The 17,869-nt window shown below is 58.0% G+C and carries 8 protein-coding genes; 2 read left to right on the plus strand and 6 right to left on the minus strand.

Translation table 11 applies throughout. The features are described from left to right. Positions 1-22: 22 nt before the first annotated feature. Positions 23-8,638: a GH36-type glycosyl hydrolase domain-containing protein gene (locus ACYVIS_RS15765; protein ID WP_460874382.1), complete on the plus strand. Its 8,616-nt coding sequence runs from the start codon at positions 23-25 to the stop codon at positions 8,636-8,638. Positions 8,639-8,782: 144 nt separating this feature from the next. Here ACYVIS_RS15765 and ACYVIS_RS15770 read toward each other — a convergent pair whose 3' ends face one another. The 5 genes from ACYVIS_RS15770 to ACYVIS_RS15790 all read right to left on the minus strand — a co-directional run bounded on the left by ACYVIS_RS15770 (position 8,783) and on the right by ACYVIS_RS15790 (position 14,895). Then, complete coding sequence (locus ACYVIS_RS15770; protein ID WP_460874383.1) at positions 8,783-9,946, minus strand: NAD(P)/FAD-dependent oxidoreductase; 1,164 nt, start codon at positions 9,944-9,946, stop codon at positions 8,783-8,785. A gap of 47 nt (positions 9,947-9,993) precedes the next feature. Beyond that, entirely contained in the window at positions 9,994-10,290 is a 297-nt protein-coding gene (locus ACYVIS_RS15775) for an acylphosphatase (RefSeq protein ID WP_460874384.1), read from the minus strand. 81 nt (positions 10,291-10,371) lie between these two features. Then, entirely contained in the window at positions 10,372-11,274 is a 903-nt protein-coding gene (egtD, locus tag ACYVIS_RS15780) for an L-histidine N(alpha)-methyltransferase (RefSeq protein ID WP_460874407.1), read from the minus strand. An 80-nt stretch (positions 11,275-11,354) separates the two neighbouring features. Continuing rightward, a complete protein-coding gene (gene egtB / locus ACYVIS_RS15785) occupies positions 11,355-12,635 on the minus strand; it encodes an ergothioneine biosynthesis protein EgtB (RefSeq protein ID WP_232743197.1) in 1,281 nt (426 codons plus the stop codon). A 151-nt stretch (positions 12,636-12,786) separates the two neighbouring features. Continuing rightward, positions 12,787-14,895, minus strand: coding sequence for a phosphocholine-specific phospholipase C (locus tag ACYVIS_RS15790; protein ID WP_460874385.1), 2,109 nt, complete (start codon positions 14,893-14,895; stop codon positions 12,787-12,789). Between the two features lie 176 nt (positions 14,896-15,071). Between ACYVIS_RS15790 and ACYVIS_RS15795 the strand changes: the two genes are divergently transcribed. Then, positions 15,072-17,105, plus strand: coding sequence for a bifunctional DedA family/phosphatase PAP2 family protein (locus ACYVIS_RS15795; protein WP_460874387.1), 2,034 nt, complete (start codon positions 15,072-15,074; stop codon positions 17,103-17,105). Here ACYVIS_RS15795 and ACYVIS_RS15800 read toward each other — a convergent pair. Beyond that, complete coding sequence (locus ACYVIS_RS15800; RefSeq protein WP_232743200.1) at positions 17,100-17,756, minus strand: DUF1345 domain-containing protein; 657 nt, start codon at positions 17,754-17,756, stop codon at positions 17,100-17,102. The two genes, ACYVIS_RS15795 and ACYVIS_RS15800, sit on opposite strands and share 6 nt — an antisense overlap. Between the last annotated feature and the right edge of the window lie 113 nt (positions 17,757-17,869).

Below are 17,869 nucleotides of genomic sequence, written 5' to 3' on the forward strand. Positions count from 1 at the left end.
ATAGTACCAAGGAGGTACCTGTATGGGGCATATGCCGCGTATTCTGAATTTCCTGGAATCGGGGCGCGCAGACAGCGATCCGGATCCATTCGAACCGCCAATACGCGCCGAACTTTTCAGTGTGGAACGGCTGGAGCAACATGCCTCCAGCCTCGCTGCCGCACAAACAATTTCCCCTAAAATCAAAAACGGCCATGCCCTCTCGGGGCGAACGGCCAACAATGCACGCACGCTGCTCAAATGCTACGATGCCATCGCGCAAGCGGCTCTCGAGCGGCGATCCATCACCCCAGCTGCCGAATGGCTGCTGGATAATTTCCGTGCAATTGAAGATCAGCTCAAGACAACCCGTCTCGAGCTTGAAGCGCCGTCATACCGAGCCCTGCCTCAATTATCGGATGGCCCACTTCGCGACCACCCCCGAATTTATGGAGTGATCTGGGCATTCGTGGCTCACACCGATAGCCGTTTCGATGCGTCCCTGCTGCGCTGCTTCCTGCGCGCCTATCAACGAACCCAGCCATTGACCATTGCCGAACTGTGGGCTATTCCGGTTACGTTGCGGTGTGTGATGATCGAGAATCTGCGCCGCCTTTGTGTACTTGTCGCTGGCTCGCAGGAAAGTAGGCACCAGGCCGACAAGTTCGCCGACGACCTGCTCGCGCTCGATCACCGAGCGCCGCAAGAGGTCGAGGGCGTATTGCACGATCTTGTTGCGAGGCGCTTGGCGGCCGCTTTTGCCGTGCAGTTGATACAGCGCTTGCGTTACCAGGATATTTCTCTGCACTGGCTTGACGAAGAACTCGCGCGCCAGGGATTGTCTTCCGACGACATCGTGCAAAGCGAACATGCCAGCCAAGCCGCCGCCAATATGACGGTGCGAAATCTGATCACCAGCATGCGCGACATGAAGGCATTTGACTGGCAGCCTTTTTTTGAGGATATCAGCCTGGTGGATGCGTGCCTTCGCCGCAACCCCATTTATTCAGGCATGGATTTTAAAAGCCGCGATCATTACAGGCACGCCATCGAAACCTTGGCGGGCGGATCGCGGCATACGGAACTCGAAATAGCCAACGCGGTGATGGACAAAGCCGCTCGCGCAGCCCTGCAGACAGGAGATCCGCAAGACCGCCTATCGGACCCGGGCTATTACCTGATATCGACCGGGCGCCGGAATTTCGAACGGGAAATCGGCTTTCGTATTTCTTTTGGGCAGCGCTGCCTGCGGGCCTATACATCCCATGCCGCGACAGCCTATATTGGCACGATTCTGCTGGCCAGCGCCTTGTTGCTGGCGCTGCCGCTCTGGATCAGCGCAAAGGCCGGGGTCGACGTGGCTGCATTGTGCGTGCTGGGACTGCTGGGATTCTTCCAGGCCTCGGACGTCGCGATACTGCTGATCGACAAGGCAATTACCAGGCTTGTGCCTCCGCGCCATCTGGTACGGCTTGAATTGGCAAAAGGAATTCCGCCGGCCTTGCGAACTTTCGTTGTCGTGCCCACATTGCTGACGACCGAAGCGGGGATCATCGCGCAGATCGATCAACTCGAAGTGCACTACCTCGCGAACCCGAAAGGCGATGTCCATTTTGCGCTGCTCTCGGACTGGACCGATGCCGACACAGAGCACCGGGAAGACGACGGGCTATTGCTGGATGCGGCGGTACGGAGAATCGCATCCCTGAATGCGCGGCACGGTGCCATGCTTGATGGCGAGGAGCGTTTTTTCCTGTTTCATCGCAAACGTTTATGGAACGAAGCACAGCACAAGTGGCTGGCGTGGGAGAGAAAACGCGGCAAGCTGCACGAATTCAACCGGCTTTTGCGTGGCGCGACAGACACGTCTTTCTTGTCCATCGATGGCAAGCCGCCCCATACTCCGGCGGGGATACGCTACGTCATTACCCTGGATAGCGATACACGCCTGCCTATAGACGCGGTGCGCCAATTGGTAGGAACGGCGGCCCACCCCCTTAACCGCCCTCGCATCGACCCAGTATCGCGCCGCGTTGTCGAAGGTTACGGCATTCTGCAACCGCGCATTACGCCAACACTGCCGACGGCCAGCGAAAGCTCGATTTTTCAGCATGTTTTTTCGGGACCCTGCGGCATCGATCCGTACGCCGGAGCGGTATCGAATGTTTATCAGGACTTGTTCGGTGAAGGCAGTTATACGGGCAAGGGCATTTACGATGTGGATGGGTTCGAAGCATCTCTCGCTGGCCGGATCCCGGAAAACACCATTCTCAGCCATGATCTGTTCGAAGGGATTTTTGCCCGCTGCGGCCTGGTCACGGATCTTGAATTATTCGAAGACTTTCCCTCGCATTATCAGGTTGCGGCATCCAGATCGCATCGATGGATACGCGGCGATTGGCAGTTGTTGCCCTGGATAGCGGGCTTTACCGCCATTCCCATCCTGAGTCGATGGAAGATGATCGATAACTTGCGCCGTTCCTTGTCCGCGCCCGCCATGATTTTCATTTTGCTGGCCAGTTGGACATTGCCGCACGTGCCTGCCGGCCTCTGGTCCGCCTATGTCCTGCTGGCCCTGGCCGCGCCCGCTATCGTCTCGATCTGCCACGGACTGGTGCCTCCTCGCTTCGGCATTTCACGCGATAGCCATATGCGTGCCGTGGGCAAGGATGTGCTGCATGGTTGTGCCTATATGATTATTGCGCTCGCGCTCCTGGCCCACCGCAGCTGGCTGGCCCTCGATGCCATCGGCCGCACCTTGTTTCGCTTATTGGTCAGCCATCGCCTGCTGCTTGAATGGGTCACTTCCGCTCAGGCGAAGCTGCGGGCCAGCTTGTCGCTGATGCATTTCACTTGGGCGCTGCGTGGCGCGGTCTTTATTGTGGCCGCTTTCGGAATCATCGTGACGTACATCAACCCCGCCAACCTGGGCGCTGCGGCGCCATTCCTGGCGCTATGGTGTGTTTCCCCGTTCTTTGCGCAACTTATCAGCCTGCCTCCGCCGGCCGCCGGGCCCGAGCCGGCCAGCGTCGCCGACACCCTGTCGCTTCGTCTGTCGGGGCGCCGGATCTGGCGTTTTTTCACTACTTTCGTCGACGAGCAGAATCACTCATTGCCCCCGGACAATTTTCAGGAAGACCCCTACCCCGTCGTGGCTCATCGAAGTTCCCCAACCAATTTCGGACTCTATCTCTTGTCCACGATCTCGGCGCGCGATTTCGGCTGGATCGGCATCACGGAAATGGTGGAGCGGCTGGAAGCCACCTTGGGTACCATGCAAACATTGCCGCGCTTCCGGGGCCATTTTTTCAACTGGTACGATACTCATTCCCTGAACCCGCTCAATCCACAATACATATCGTCCGTCGACAGCGGCAACCTCGCGGGCCATCTGCTTGCGCTGGCAAGCGCTTGCGAGGAAATGACGCGAAAACCCGTATTCACTGCCATGCACCTGTCCGGCATCAGGGATTCGGTGTGGCTATTGCGTGAAGCCATTCGGGCGGAACGCGATGATCGCCGTACATTGACCGTAAACCCAAGCCAGCTGCGTGAAGGCCTGGACGATTTCGATCGATGGCTGATTGAAGAACCTGCAAATGCCGCAGACTGGCCGACACGCTGGCACGAACTGGGGACACGAGCCGGCACGCTGCTGGATCTGGCCGAAACATTTGCCGAGGAACGCGGCGATGCGGAACATAGCGAAGTGCTGGCTTGGGCGCGAACCATTCAGTCCGATGTGGCCAGTCATCTGCGCGACCTGCCGCTTTATACGCCGACGTTGGCGGCGGCTTCGCGAAATGACATGTCTGCCCTCACGGGCGGCGCAGCTGCGCCCTCAACCAAGACGTGCGCCGCCACGCTGGCCGACCGGCTGAACGCCTTGGCAGCCACCGCAAAACGCCTGTTCACTGACATGAAGTTTGGCTTTCTTTTCGATGCCGATCGCCGCCTGTTCGCAATCGGTTACAGAGTCGGGGATGCGTCCCTGGACGACAGCTATTATGATTTGCTGGCCTCCGAGGCTCGCCTTGCCAGCTTCATTGCCATCGCCAAAGGCGATGTGGCTGCGACTCACTGGTTTCGCCTGGGCCGCCCCATGACGCCCCAAGGCAACAGTGCTGTCCTCATGTCATGGTCCGGTTCGATGTTCGAGTACCTGATGCCGTCGCTGGTGATGTACACGCCGCGCCACAGCCTGCTCGACGAGACCTGCCGCCTGGTTATCGTGCGGCAGATTGCCTATGGCCGGAAACGCCACATACCGTGGGGAGTTTCCGAATCGGCGTATAACGTACGCGACCGTGCCCTGACCTACCAGTATGCCGACTTCGGAGTGCCCGCGCTGGGTCTGAAACGCGGCCTGGCACAAAACCTGGTTATAGCTCCTTACGCCACGGCGCTCGCTGCCATGTACGAGGCCCCCGCCGCCATCGCCAACTTCAGGCACATCGAAGCCAGCGGCGGGTGTGGCATCTACGGCTACTACGACGCCATCGACTTTACTCCGGCACGCATCCCCGAGAGCCAACTCGCTGCGCCGGTTCGCACATATATGGCGCACCACCAGGGGATGTCGCTGGTAGCCCTTGGCAATACCTTGTTCGATGGCATCATGCGCCATCGGTTTCATCGGCAATCGATCGTGCGTGCCGCCGATCTGCTGCTTCAAGAACCCATACCGCGCGAGATCGGCATTACCTACCCGCGCCAGGATACTATCGGCGCAACGCGCGCCAAGGAAATCATCATGCCCGCTTCCCGTCGCTTCCATTCAGCAAGGCAAGGAATCCCTTCCAGCCATCTTCTTTCGAACGGCCGGTATACCGTCATGGTGACCACGGCCGGATCGGGATATAGCACCTGGGACGGGCTGGCTGTGACACGCTGGCGCGAAGATCCGACCAGCGATGCGTGGGGCAGCTATCTTTTTCTGCGCGATACCGCAAGCGGCGAAGTATGGTCGGCAAGCTACCAGCCTTCAGGCGTGGAACCAGACCGCTACGAAGTGATTTTTTCCGAGGACCGGGCACGCATCGTTCGTCACGATGGAACCCTTGCCACCAGTCTGGAGATTCTCGTCTCGCCGGAAGACAATGCCGAGATTCGCCGCCTTTCCATTACCAATTCCGGCACCAAGGACCGGGAAATCGAACTGACCTCCTACGCGGAGGTAGTGCTTGCGCCTATGGCCGCCGATACGGCGCATCCGGCCTTTTCCAATCTTTTTATACAGACCGAATACTTGCCGGAAGTGCAAGGCCTGATGGCCATGCGGCGGCCACGCAGCGCCGCCGATGCCCCGGTATGGGCCGCGCATATTTTTGCCGGGAGCACACACGGCGAAAATGCCGGATACGAAACAGACCGCGCGCGTTTCCTCGGCCGCGGCCATCCCATACGCAATCCCGTCGCCATAATGGACGGCCGCCCGCTGTCCAATACTGTCGGGGCAGTGCTTGACCCGATTCTGAGTTTGCGCACCCGGGTGCAGGTTGCCGCCGGCGCGACAACACATATTGTGTTTGCCACCATGGTTGCATCCACGCGCGAAGAAATTATCAACCTGGCCGACAAGTATCGCGACCCCGCCAGCTTCGAACGGATCTCGACACTTGCCTGGACCGAGGGCCAGGTGCGCCTGCATCATCTGGGCATCACCGCGGACGAGGCACACTTGTTTCAGTTTCTTGCCAACCGGGTGCTCTACTCCGACCCAGCCATGCGCCCAAGCGGGGATATGCTCAAACGCAATACCCTGAACGCCACCTCCTTGTGGCAATACAGCATATCGGGCGACCTGCCCATCGTATTGCTTCGCATCGACGAACAGGAAGACCGCGAAATTGTGCGGCAGCTTTTGCGTGCTCATGAATACTGGCACGGTAAAGGTCTGGCTGTCGATCTTGTCATCCTGAATGAAAAAAAAGCCTCTTATGCGCAGGATCTGCAAACATCGCTCGAAAACCTGGTCAGCGGCAGCCAGACCGCGCCGCCTTCCAAGCAAGGCGGCATTTTTGTGCTGCGCGCCGATTTGCTTGAAGAGCCGGAACTGGAACTACTGCAGTGTGCGGCCCGGGTAGTGCTGGCCGGAAACAAACAAGGCAGTCTGGAAGAGCAGATAGTGCGCATGCGGCGTGCAGAATCCAGACCTGCCGCCACTGCGCCACGCACGCCCTCGCCACGCACTCATGCCGAAATAGCGCAATCAATGCCGACGCTGGAGTTTTTCAATGGCCTTGGCGGCTTCGCCGAGCAAGGCCGAGAATACGTTACCGTTCTGGGGAAAGATCAACGGACGCCGGCGCCCTGGGTCAATATCATTGCGAATCCCGATTTCGGCTTCCAGGTCTCGGAGTCGGGAGCGGGCTATACATGGTCATCCAACAGTCAGGAAAACCAGCTTACGTCCTGGTCGAATGATCCAGTCAGCGACACACCGAGCGAAGTGTTTTATCTGCGAGACAACGAAACCGGTGAGCTCTGGACACCCACTGCCCTGCCGATCCGCCTGGAAAACACCCGCTACATTGCCCGCCATGGCCATGGCTATAGCCGGTTTCAGCACGGTTCGCACGGCATCATGAGCGAGCTGCTGCAATTTGTAAGCTGGAGCGATCCTGTCAAAATTTCCACGCTGACCCTGGAGAATCGCTCGTCTCGTCTGCGCAAGCTAAGTGTGACAGGCTATGTTGAATGGGTTCTGGGTACTGCCAGAGCAAACAGCGCGCCGTTTGTCATAACCGAAATGGACTCTTCGTCCGGTGCGATGTTTGCCCATAATCCCTGGAATGCCGAATTCGGGCAACGGATCGCCTTTGTCGACTGGGTCGGTCGCCAGACATCATGGACAGGAGACCGTACAGAGTTTATTGGCCGCAACGGCAATCTTGAGCAACCCGCAGCCTTGGCCACCGATACCGTTCTAAGCAACAAGACCGGCGCCGGCATGGATCCATGCAGCGCGTTGCAGACCAGTGTTGAAATCGCGCCGGGCGAGTCAATACAACTGACATTCATATTGGGGCAGGCCGAAGACCGGCAGGCGGCACGAAATCTGACAGCACGGTACCGCACTCTCGATACATCGAAAGTCCTATCTGAAGTTACAGGCAACTGGGACCGGATTCTAACTACAGTCCAGGTCGAAACCCCTGATCGCGCCACCGATCTGATACTCAATGGCTGGTTGCTCTATCAGGTGCTGGCCTGCCGGATGTGGGCGCGCACGGCGTTTTACCAGGCCAGCGGCGCTTATGGCTTCCGCGATCAGTTGCAGGACAGCATGGCGTTGAACGTGACTCGTCCGGATCTCGCCCGTGAACATATCTTACGGTCGGCAGCCCGGCAGTTTGTCGAGGGCGACGTGCAACATTGGTGGCATCCGCCCAAGGGGCGCGGCGTGCGCACACATATTTCCGACGACCGCCTCTGGCTGCCCTATGTGGTGGCGCACTATGTTACGGTCACCGGAGACCTGGCGGTGCTCGACGAAACCGTGCCGTTCCTGGAAGGCGCCGCCGTGGCTGCGGACCAGGAAAACGCGTACTACGAGCCTACCGTATCGGCCCAGTCGGGCAGCCTGTTCGAACACTGTGTGCGTGCCATCGATTGCAGCCTGGCCACGGGCATCCACGGCCTGCCATTAATGGGCGGCGGCGACTGGAACGATGGCATGAACCGCGTCGGCCACGAGGGCAAAGGAGAAAGTGTGTGGCTGGGCTGGTTTCTTTGTTCGACCATATCCAGGTTTTCCGCCATAGCGTCTTCGCGCGCAGACCAGACATGCATTGAGCGGTGGCAAAAACACGCCGCTGCACTGCAGACAGCGCTTGAAAAGAAAGCATGGGATGGCGCCTGGTATCGGCGTGCTTATTTCGATGACGGCACACCGCTGGGAAGCTCCTCCGACAGCGAATGCCGCATTGACTCATTGGCACAAAGCTGGAGCGTGATTTCCGGCGCGGGCACGGCGACGCGACAGCAGCGGGCCATGCAGTCGGTCGAGCAATATCTGATCCGGCCAGGCGACGATCTGGTGCTGTTGCTCACCCCTCCCTTCGACAAGACACCACTGGATCCTGGATATATCAAAGGCTATCTGCCGGGAGTGCGCGAGAATGGCGGTCAATACACTCATGCCGCTACCTGGTGCATGATTGCCTACACCATACTGGGAGATGGAAACCGGGCGGCCGATTTATTCAAAATCCTCAATCCCATCAATCACGCTTCTACACGCGCCGGCGTTCACGCCTATAAAGTCGAACCGTATGTCGTGGCCGGCGATATTTACTCCGCTTCCGGACACGTCAGGCGCGGCGGCTGGACCTGGTACACCGGGTCGGCCGGATGGCTATATCGCGGCGGCTTGGAATCGGTTCTGGGTTTTCAAAAGCACGGGGATTGTCTGACGATCGACCCTTGCATTCCCCCCGATTGGCGCAATTTCCGGTTCAGCTACCGGCATGGCACCGCGCGCTATCTGATTACGGTCGACAATCCCGGCGGCGTGGCCAAGGGAGTGTTGAATGTCGAGCTTGACGGCGCCCCCTTGCCGGCAGACTCGCAGGCGGTGCCGCTGGCCGACGACGGCAAGACTCATCGGGTTCATGTTGTGATGGGCCCGGCGCCGGATACAGGCGCCAAGGGATGAAAAACATTCTTTCCTAGATTCGCTCAGGCCCCAAGCAGTGCGTGGAGGCGAGCATCAAGTTTCTATTTGATTCTAGAATTAACTTTAAATAATTAACTTTAAATATTGAATATAACCAATTAAAATTAAATATTATTTAAAACTTTATATTATCCCTTTTTCGGCGTAAGGCGTCTGTTCAATGATGCGTTTATAGCTCATATTGGACAGGTCCAGCGTTTGATAGTCCCCATCAAGGATGAGTTCGGCCATGGCACGGCCCACGGCGGGGGCATGCATCAAGCCGTGGCCGGAAAAGCCGGCGGCCACATAAAAATTGCTCAGGCCGCCGAGCCAGGGGCCCAGAATCATGTTGGTGTCGAGCGCATTCTGGTCGTACAAGCCGCTCCACGAGCTTTTCAGCTTGACGGCCTCAAAACTGGGCACGCGATGCGCGATGGCCGGCCAGACCACGTTTTCAAAATAATCGTGATCCACATCGAAATTAAAGCCGCGGGGCTCGTTCCAGTTGGGGATCCCTGCGGTGAAGCCTCTCCCTTCGGGCCGCATCGCCAACCGCGCTGGATCCTTGATATAAGGCAAGGGCTCGATGGACGCCTTGCATTCAAAATAATGATCGAACCGGCGCATGGGAAAGACCGGCAGCGGCATGCCTGCCATGGCCGATACCTGCTGCGCCCAAGCTCCAGCCGCGTTGACGATAATATCCGCCTGAATGCACTGGCCCGATTCGAGGCTTGCGCTGCGGGCCAGGCCTTGGCTTGAGCCGATGGCCACGACGCGGTCCTGCACATAGGCGGCACCGAGGTCTTGCGCTTTTTTCTTGATTCCCTGAAGCAGGGAATTCGGGTCGAGCCAGCCATCGTCGGGCGAGTACAGGGCGGCCCCGATGTCATCGGTCTCCAAAGATGGAAACAGGCTCTTGAGCGCTGCCCTGTCCAGTAACTGGACATTCACGCCAAGTGCACTTTGGGTTCGATGGCTCGCTTCCAGAGTCGGCAGAAATTCGGGCTGGACAATGAACAGATAGCCTTGCCGTTTGATCTGCAGGCCGGGCGCCTGCCCATTGACAGGCACTTCTTTTTCGAAATTATCGAAAAACCCAATACTGTATTGGGACATCTGGATGTTCTCGGGCGTCGAGAAAAGCCTTCTGAAGCCGCCGGAGGCGCGCGGAGTCGAAGCCAATGCGTAAGCCGGATCGGGCTCCACCACAACTACCCGTCCGGCGCGCGGGTGCCGTCTGAGGTAAAGCGCGATGCTGGAGCCAATGACGCCGCCGCCAACCACCAGAATTTCTGCTTTCATCCAAGCTTCCCCCTGTGTCTGTGTTCCGTTGAGCCCCTCTGGCACCACTACAGCTGCTCGAAGCGGTCAAAGCGCCGATCGATGACTTGCTGTTGATTGATCACTTCATTGACGCGGGCTCCGGGCGGCCCGGTAAGTAACCAGGAGAGCATAAGATCGACCTGATCATGCGAACCCTGAAGCAGGGCTTCCACCGACTTGTCGGCGGCGTTGCGAATCCAGCCGGTAATCCCCAGCATGTGGGCTTGGCGCACCGCGGCGGCTCGAAAACCCACCCCTTGCACGCGGCCGGTAATCTGCACTGTTACGGTTTCCAGTGAGCTGTTTGAAGAAAGATTTTTCATGACAGGCAGTATAACTTTGCGTGGAGTTCCGGCCCAAGGCGCGGCAAGCATTCCAATTGGGTGCACAAGGCATCGTGGCGTCTAAAACGGCGCACGCAGCCAATGCAGGCTAAACAATTTCTGGGGGTCGGTCCAGGCGGGACCGGGCCTGAACCCGGCTTGCACAGCAAGCGCACGCAATCCTTCGACTGTAAATTTATGCGAGTTTTCGGTGTGCAGGGTTTCGCCTTCCGCAAAGCTGAAACTTTCCCCGCAGACATGAACCTGTTGTGCGCGGCGGCTCATCAAATGCATTTCAATGCGCTGCAAAGGTGCATTATAAAAAGCGCTGTGGGCAAATTGCGATACATTGAAGTCCGCATCGAGCTCACGATTCGCGCGTTCCAGCACATTCAGGTTAAAGGCGGCGGTGACTCCTCTGGAATCGTTATAGGCGGCATGCAAGGTCGATGGAGCTTTGACCAGATCCACACCTACGAGCAGTGCTCCGCCGCGCAACAGTCGTGCCGCCTGTTTTAAAAACCTTAAAGCGCCTGCCTGGCTCAGATTGCCCAGCGTAGATCCAGGGAAAAAACCGATGCGCCGCCCGCCTCCCGGAACCTTTGAGGGCAGTTGAAAGGCACGGGTGTAATCGGCCACGACCGGAACCACGCCAAGGCCAGGGTAATCTGCTTGCAAGCGGGCCGCCGAAGTCGCCAGGTGCGCGCCGGAAATATCAATCGGCAAGTAGCGCAAGGGCTGATCCATGGCATCGAGCAATAAACGGATCTTGTGCAAGGAGCCGGCACCGAACTCCACGATCTCGGCATTCGGCCCCATATGTCTGGCTATTTCGCCGGCATGATTCGAGAGCAGTGCCAATTCGGTGCGCGTTGGGTAATATTCGGGCAGATCGCAAATAAGATCGAACAGCGCGGAACCCGCTTCATCGTAAAAATACTTGGGCGACAAACGACGCTGCCGCGCCGCAAGGGCGGCCAGCATATCGTGGGCAAAACCGTCTGCCGCCGGCGCCCTGCCACCGGTATCCTGCAAAGCTGTGTCGTAATGACGTTGTGGACTAATCAGCATTTCATGTCCTTGGCCAAACGCAAACCCGAGAATTGCCATCGAGCGCCGGGCGGAAAGAAGTTTCGATACGTTGCGCGGGAGTGGCCAGCCGGCGTTGCACAACTGCCGCCGCGCAACACCATTTGCCCCACCATGAATTTGCCGTTGTATTCGCCTACCGCGCCGCCTATGGGACGAAAACCGGGATACGGATCATACGAAGAGCGTGTCCATTGCCAGGCGTGACCCATGATTTGAGTCATGCCCGGAGCACCTGCCGCCGCTTCCCATTCAAATTCGGTCGGCAGCCGTGCGCCGGCCCATTCCGCATAGGCGGCTGCTTCATAAAAGCTCAGATGAGTGACCGGCACGGCGCGGTCGAGCGGACGCAGCCCCTGAAGGCCAAATACCTGCCAATTTTGTGCGGAAGTATCGGAATCGTCCGAGGCTGTCCAGTATATGGGCGCCCGCCAGCCATTGGCCTGAAGCGCCGCCCACCCGTCGGACAACCACAGGGCAGGTGTCCGGTAACCGCCATCGGCCAGAAAATCCGCATATTCACCGCAGGTCACCAGTCGTCGTGCCACCTGGCAGGGTTGCAGCAATACCTCGTGGCGCGGAGTCTCGTTATCGAAGGCGAATTCATGCGACATGCCGGTATCGCACCCAATGGAAACGATGCCGCCGGCCAAATCCGTCCATGCCGAGTCCGCTGCCGGACGCATGGCCTCCTGCCCCATCGATTCCGATGCACCGGCCTTTTGGTAGGCGGGCTGCAGGGGATTGCACGAAAAGGCATGGAGAATGTCGGTCAACAGCAACTCCTGGTGCTGCTGTTCGTGATGCAGGCCCAAGGTTACCAATTGCCCAATTCGCGGCCACTGCGTGTCGCTGCAATACTGCAGAAGATGCGCCAGGGCCCGGTCGACGTGATGGCGATAGGCGTGGATTTCGTCAAGCGCGGGGCGCGTCAGGAGCCCTCGCTGCGGGCGCGGATGGCGCGGGCCAAGTGTCTCGTAATATGAATTGAAAAGATAGAAATAACGTTCGTCGAAGGGCTGGTAGTCAAGCCCGTGCGCGCATAAGACCATGGTCTCGAAAAACCAGGTGGTATGCGCCAGATGCCACTTTGTGGGGCTGGCGTCGGGCATGGACTGAATGCACTGATCCTCGGCCGACAGCGGAGCCGCCAAAGCCAGGGTATGTGCCCGAACTTCGTCATAATGTTGCTGCAGCGCCGCACGCGGGACTATCGTGCGTAGGGGTTCAGCAGCGAACGAGGATACAGCTGGCATAGATGAAAAGCCTCCGGTGCCTGAGCAAAGCCTGCGTGCAAAAGCCTCTTGCAGGCCTGAGCGCGGCCCTTTAAATCTTTATTTATTAAAACACGGACTTCCCGGAGATATCTTTCCATACGTTACCGGCCTGCCTGGTCCCTGGGAGGAGTCAAAGCAGGACCGGATTGGCCGCCGCCGGATCGGTGCTGCTGGCCCGGCCCGTTTCCAAATGGCCCGCATAGCGCCGGATGTAGTCAGGGTAGCCCATCAAGGCTACCGTCACGTCATACCAGTGGTGGCTACCCGCTACACTCCACGCCGAGACATGCCTGGCTTTTGGCATCAAGGTGATTCCCTGCTCGGGGTTTCCATAGGCCATATCCGTCAGAACGATGGACAGCGGCTCCGTACCTTGATTGCTCAGTTCCAACAGGAACTCGGCGTTCATCGTATCGTAGCCGTCCTGTATCGTGAACAATGTCGTGTCAGGCTCGTCCGTCGTGGGTATGGAGCCTTTGACACTGCGCAGGAAGCCATTGGGGCCGTATACCGTCCAGGCATAGCTTGCCGATTGCCCATTGGTGGCGAAATTGTCGGATAACGACTTGCCTGCCTCGACCGTATATCGCCGTGGGCTGTTCCCGGAGTCATCGGCATACACCCAGAAATGAGCGCCCTGCCTGCCACTATTGGTGAAAGTCAATTGTATTTGTCTTTTACGGATATCCACCTGATTCGCCACATGCAGGTCATAAGGCAGGGGCCGGGCAGGACGGGTGCCGGGCTCCTGCGCATGAATGGCATAGGCATCGCCGGCAGGCGGAGCCGGTTTCAGCAATGTACTGCATTGCCGATCGGCCAAGGCTCGATAGCCTGCGGTGTCGGGCAAGGCCGGCATGAGTTCGTCGCTGCGCGAGAAGTCAAACGCGGCTGTCAGGTCGCCGCATACCGCGCGCCGCCAGGCGCTGATATTCGGCTCGAATATCCCGAACCGCTGCTCGATAAATCGGATCACCGATGTGTGGTCGAATACCTGGGAGCATACAAAACCGCCCTTGGACCAGGGGGAAATTACAATCATCGGCACTCGTGGACCCAATCCGTAAGGCAAGTTATCGGCTTCGTACACGGGCCTGTGCGCAGGATTGACGACCGTGTGCAATTCGTCCTGAATGCTTACCGTACTTTTCCCCTGACTGGCATCGGACGGCGGCTGAGGCGGTACCAGGTGATCAAAAAATCCGTCATTCTCGTCATACAGGACAAACAATACCGTCTTGCTCCACACCGAGGGATTAGCCGTCAAGGCATCCAGCACTCTCGCAATATAGTTCGCCCCATAGGCAGGGGTCCATTTAGGATGTTCGGAAAAAGCCGCCGGCGGCAATACCCATGAAACCTGCGGCAGTTTGTTCTGCTTGACGTCATCAGCCAATTGCGTCACGGGACAGGCCGTCATGGCTCTGCGACGCAAGGAGGAGCCAGTGGGCGCGTCGATGAAATTTTTAAAATTGGCCAGCACATTCAAGCCAAAATTCCCTTGATAAATATCGTGAGGATCGGTGCCTTCCTGATATATCTGCCACGAAAACCCAGCTCGCTCCAGGCGTTCCGGATAGGTCCTCCAGGTGAATCCGGGCAATTCAGGATGTGACACCGGGTCGCGATTATCGATCAGCGGGCCGCCACGCTTGCCGGAGGGATCGACCGTGCCCGTCATCAGAAACATTCGGTTCGGGTGGGTGGGCCCGGGCATGGAACAAAAATAGTGATCGCAAACCGTGAACGCATCGGCCAGGGCGTAGTGAAACGGAATATCCTGGCGCAGGTGGTATCCCATGGTCATGTCTGTTTTATATTGCGGCCAGGCGTCGTAGCGGCCGCTGTTGAACGCCGCATGCGTTTTGCGCCACGAGTGATCCAGATCGCCGATACACTGAGCGCTGGTGGTCTGCGTATCAAGATGGAAAGGAGCAATCGTGCCCTGGAACGAGTTGCTTCTTGGCTGGAACCACACCGGCCGCTTATCGGGCAAGCGAATGGGGAAGCGGTCGTTGTAGCCTCGAACCCCGCTCAGATGCCCCAGATAATGGTCGAACGACCGGTTTTCCTGCATCAGGACAACGATGTGTTCCACGTCCTTGAGCGTGCCCGTAGCCGAATGCGCCGGAATGGCCAGCGCTTTGCGTATTGACTCAGGCACGGCATTCAATAATGCCATCGATGCGGCGGAAATCGCGGCCTTTCTTAAAAAAGACCGCCGATCGGAGTTGGTCATTGATGCTTTCCGGTTTTTATATAGACAGAGCCACACCCGACGCACAGCTGCATCCAGTGCAATAGTCTAGGCGCATATTAATGACATTTTCAAGGTTCTGGGGCAAACTGAATTCAATATTGCCTTCTATTTTTTTGTTGGAAAGGCTTGACCCCGCCAGGCAAGGAGCTTACTGAATGCATGCGCTGCTCAACGACATCGCTCTGCACCCGAATTGGGTCCTGCTGGTTGTGTTTCTTGTGGCGTTTTCCGAATCGATCGTCCTCGTTGGCACCCTGGTTCCGGCAGGGGTTGTCCTGTTCACCGCCGGAGCCCTGATCGGTACGGGAGCGGTTAATGTATGGGCCACTCTCGGCATCGCTGCCATCGGCGCTGTGTGCGGCGACGGCCTGAGCTACGAAGTGGGCCGGAAATACTACGAACAGATCAAAACCTGGGGCCTGTTCCAGCGGCGTACAGCCCTGGTCGAACGCGGCCAGCAATTTATCCGCGAACATGGCGGCAAGAGCATCCTGTTCGCACGCTTCATCGCTCCGGTACGCGCAATCGTGCCCTTTATTGCCGGTATTGCGCATATGCGACGCACGGAATTCTATTTCGCGAATATCGGGTCTGCGCTGGTCTGGTCGCCCGCCCATATTCTGCCCGGCCTGGTATTCGGGGCGTCAATCCAGCTGGCCCGAGCGGTGAGCGGGCGGATTGCCTTGATCCTGATCCTGCTCGTCGCGCTGATATGGCTTGTCGCATGGGTAACGCGCATGGCCATCAGGAACGGCATACCGATACTCCGGAAATGGCGGGATCGCGCGTTGCTATGGGCCAATCAGACCGCCCCGACACCGCCTTCCCGAACCCGGCTCTGGGTGTCCATGCTGCTTGATCCGCATAAACCCGGTTCACATGCCCTGCTGCTATGCACGCTGCTGTTCGTCGGCAGCAGCGTGCTGTTCCTGATTATCGCGCAAGATGTATTTACGCATGATTCGCTAGTGCATCTTGATATGGCCCTGTTCAATATGCTGCAGGGACTGCGCACCTGGCCCGCGGATCACCTCATGGTCGGAATCACCGAATTGGGCGGCGTTCGTGTCCGCCTGTTCGTGGCACTGGCAGTGATGTGCTGGCTCGTCCTGCGGCGATGCTGGCGCACGGCGGGTTATTGGCTGGCAATGACAATCATCGCCGAAGGCCTGGTCAGATTGCTGGCCTTGATTACAAATCGGCCTCGCCCCTTGAACCTGTACAGCGGCATCGAACATTTTTCTTTCCCGAGCGGGCATGCTACATCCAGCATGATTATTTATGGTTTTCTGGCCTATCTCGTCGCCCGCCGCCAGACTCCGATCAACCGGGCGGCCATCACCGTCATTACCACCGTAGGGATTGTACTGATCGGAATTTCCCGCCTGTACCTTGGCGCGCACTGGTTGTCGGATGTCCTGGCAGGCTGGAGCCTGGGTGTCGCATGGCTGACGCTGGCTGTCATTATTTATACCCAGCGCCAGGTATCTGAACGCTTGCACCCCCGAGCTCTGGGAGGCTTGGCTCTGGCGGTGCTGCTGGCAAGCGGGGCCTGGACATTCATTTATCGATCGGACTCCGACTTGTCGCTTTACACACCGGAATCGCGGACCCAAACCATTACATTGACGCAATGGACAGACAGCACCTGGCAAAAACTGCCGAAATACCGGGTGGAACTGCGAAGCCACGACAAAGAGCTGTTTGTGCTGCAATGGGCCGATAGCGCCGACCACATACAAAGCCGATTGGAGCGAGCCGGATGGCTGGCGCCGCCGGCATGGTCGACCCGCACGACACTGTTATGGCTGATTCCGAGCACCGCGGCCAAGGAACTGCCGGTGCTGCCCAGATACAATCTGGGCAAGGGCTCGGGGCTGGCATTCGTGCTCCTGGATCCCGGCAAACCTCTATCGCGGACCGTACTCAGGCTCTGGCGATCTGACTATCTGCTGGAAAAGTCCGACCGGGAACCCCCAGTGCCAATCTGGTACGGGGCTTTCTACCAAGAGGACTTCAAGCAGCCCGGACATCTGTTCACTCTGGGCATTACAGGCAACTTTACCGACGTGCCGGCGCTGATGCGGCTATTGCCCGCGGATCTCAAGATCTTGCTGCGCCCGGCTTCCGAAAATATACTCAAGCGGCAGACCATACTGGCCCTGCCGGCCACGCCGGCGCCATCATGAGCCAATCAGGCTGGCGGCGATATTGATCGACAGGCCTACGATGGCGACATTGAATAGGAAACTGAGCACAGCCTGGGCCAGCACCGCCTTGCGCGCCGCCCTGTTCATTACGGATACGTCCGCAGTCTGGGCGGCGACGGCTATCGTGAAAGAAAAGTAAAGGAAATCCCAATAGTCGGGGTTCTGTTCACCTTCCGGAAAATGCAAAGGCCGCTGATTTGCCTTGGACCGATAGAACAGGCGCGCATAATGGTGAGTGAACAATGTCCCAAGCAGGCACCACGAACCGAAAACCGTAGCGATGGTAAAAGCATAATGGGACAGGCGCAGATTGGCCGGCAAGTCTTTTACGGTCGAAAGTTCGAGAATGATGGCCGCGAGGCTGGCCACCGATGCAATCGACATGATCACCAGAACCGCTCCTGCGCTTTCGTCTTCCTGCTCGGCAAGTTTGCGCACCCGAACAGGATCGGAACGCATCATCAGCCATCCCATCAGACACAGATAAAGCCATACCGTAATATTCCACCCCGCCAATATCCGGCTATCCGGTTTCCAGGATGCGGGAAGAGCCAGGGCAACAGCCACGCCCACCACGACAGTGATGGCCAGCCGCAGATGATTATCAAAAAAATGACGGGCGGAAACCATAGTTTGCCATGCTGATTGAGTAAATTATTGTACACAGGAGGCGTGCCACAGTGATGACTTTTGGCCGATTCGGGTGCAAACTTCGCCTGCAGCCTTTATCGATTGCAGCCCTA

This window comes from Paralcaligenes ginsengisoli, from assembly GCF_054781135.1.

What these genes read in the sequence shown, in the direction of transcription:
- ACYVIS_RS15765 (WP_460874382.1), top strand. Translation starts at nt 23, where the DNA reads ATGGGGCATATGCCGCGTATTCTGAATTTCCTGGAATCGGGGCGCGCA.
- ACYVIS_RS15770 (WP_460874383.1), bottom strand. Translation starts at nt 9,946, where the DNA reads ATGAAAGCAGAAATTCTGGTGGTTGGCGGCGGCGTCATTGGCTCCAGC.
- ACYVIS_RS15775 (WP_460874384.1), bottom strand. Translation starts at nt 10,290, where the DNA reads ATGAAAAATCTTTCTTCAAACAGCTCACTGGAAACCGTAACAGTGCAG.
- egtD (WP_460874407.1), bottom strand. Translation starts at nt 11,274, where the DNA reads ATGCTGGCCGCCCTTGCGGCGCGGCAGCGTCGTTTGTCGCCCAAGTAT.
- egtB (WP_232743197.1), bottom strand. Translation starts at nt 12,635, where the DNA reads ATGCCAGCTGTATCCTCGTTCGCTGCTGAACCCCTACGCACGATAGTC.
- ACYVIS_RS15790 (WP_460874385.1), bottom strand. Translation starts at nt 14,895, where the DNA reads ATGACCAACTCCGATCGGCGGTCTTTTTTAAGAAAGGCCGCGATTTCC.
- ACYVIS_RS15795 (WP_460874387.1), top strand. Translation starts at nt 15,072, where the DNA reads ATGCATGCGCTGCTCAACGACATCGCTCTGCACCCGAATTGGGTCCTG.
- ACYVIS_RS15800 (WP_232743200.1), bottom strand. Translation starts at nt 17,756, where the DNA reads ATGGTTTCCGCCCGTCATTTTTTTGATAATCATCTGCGGCTGGCCATC.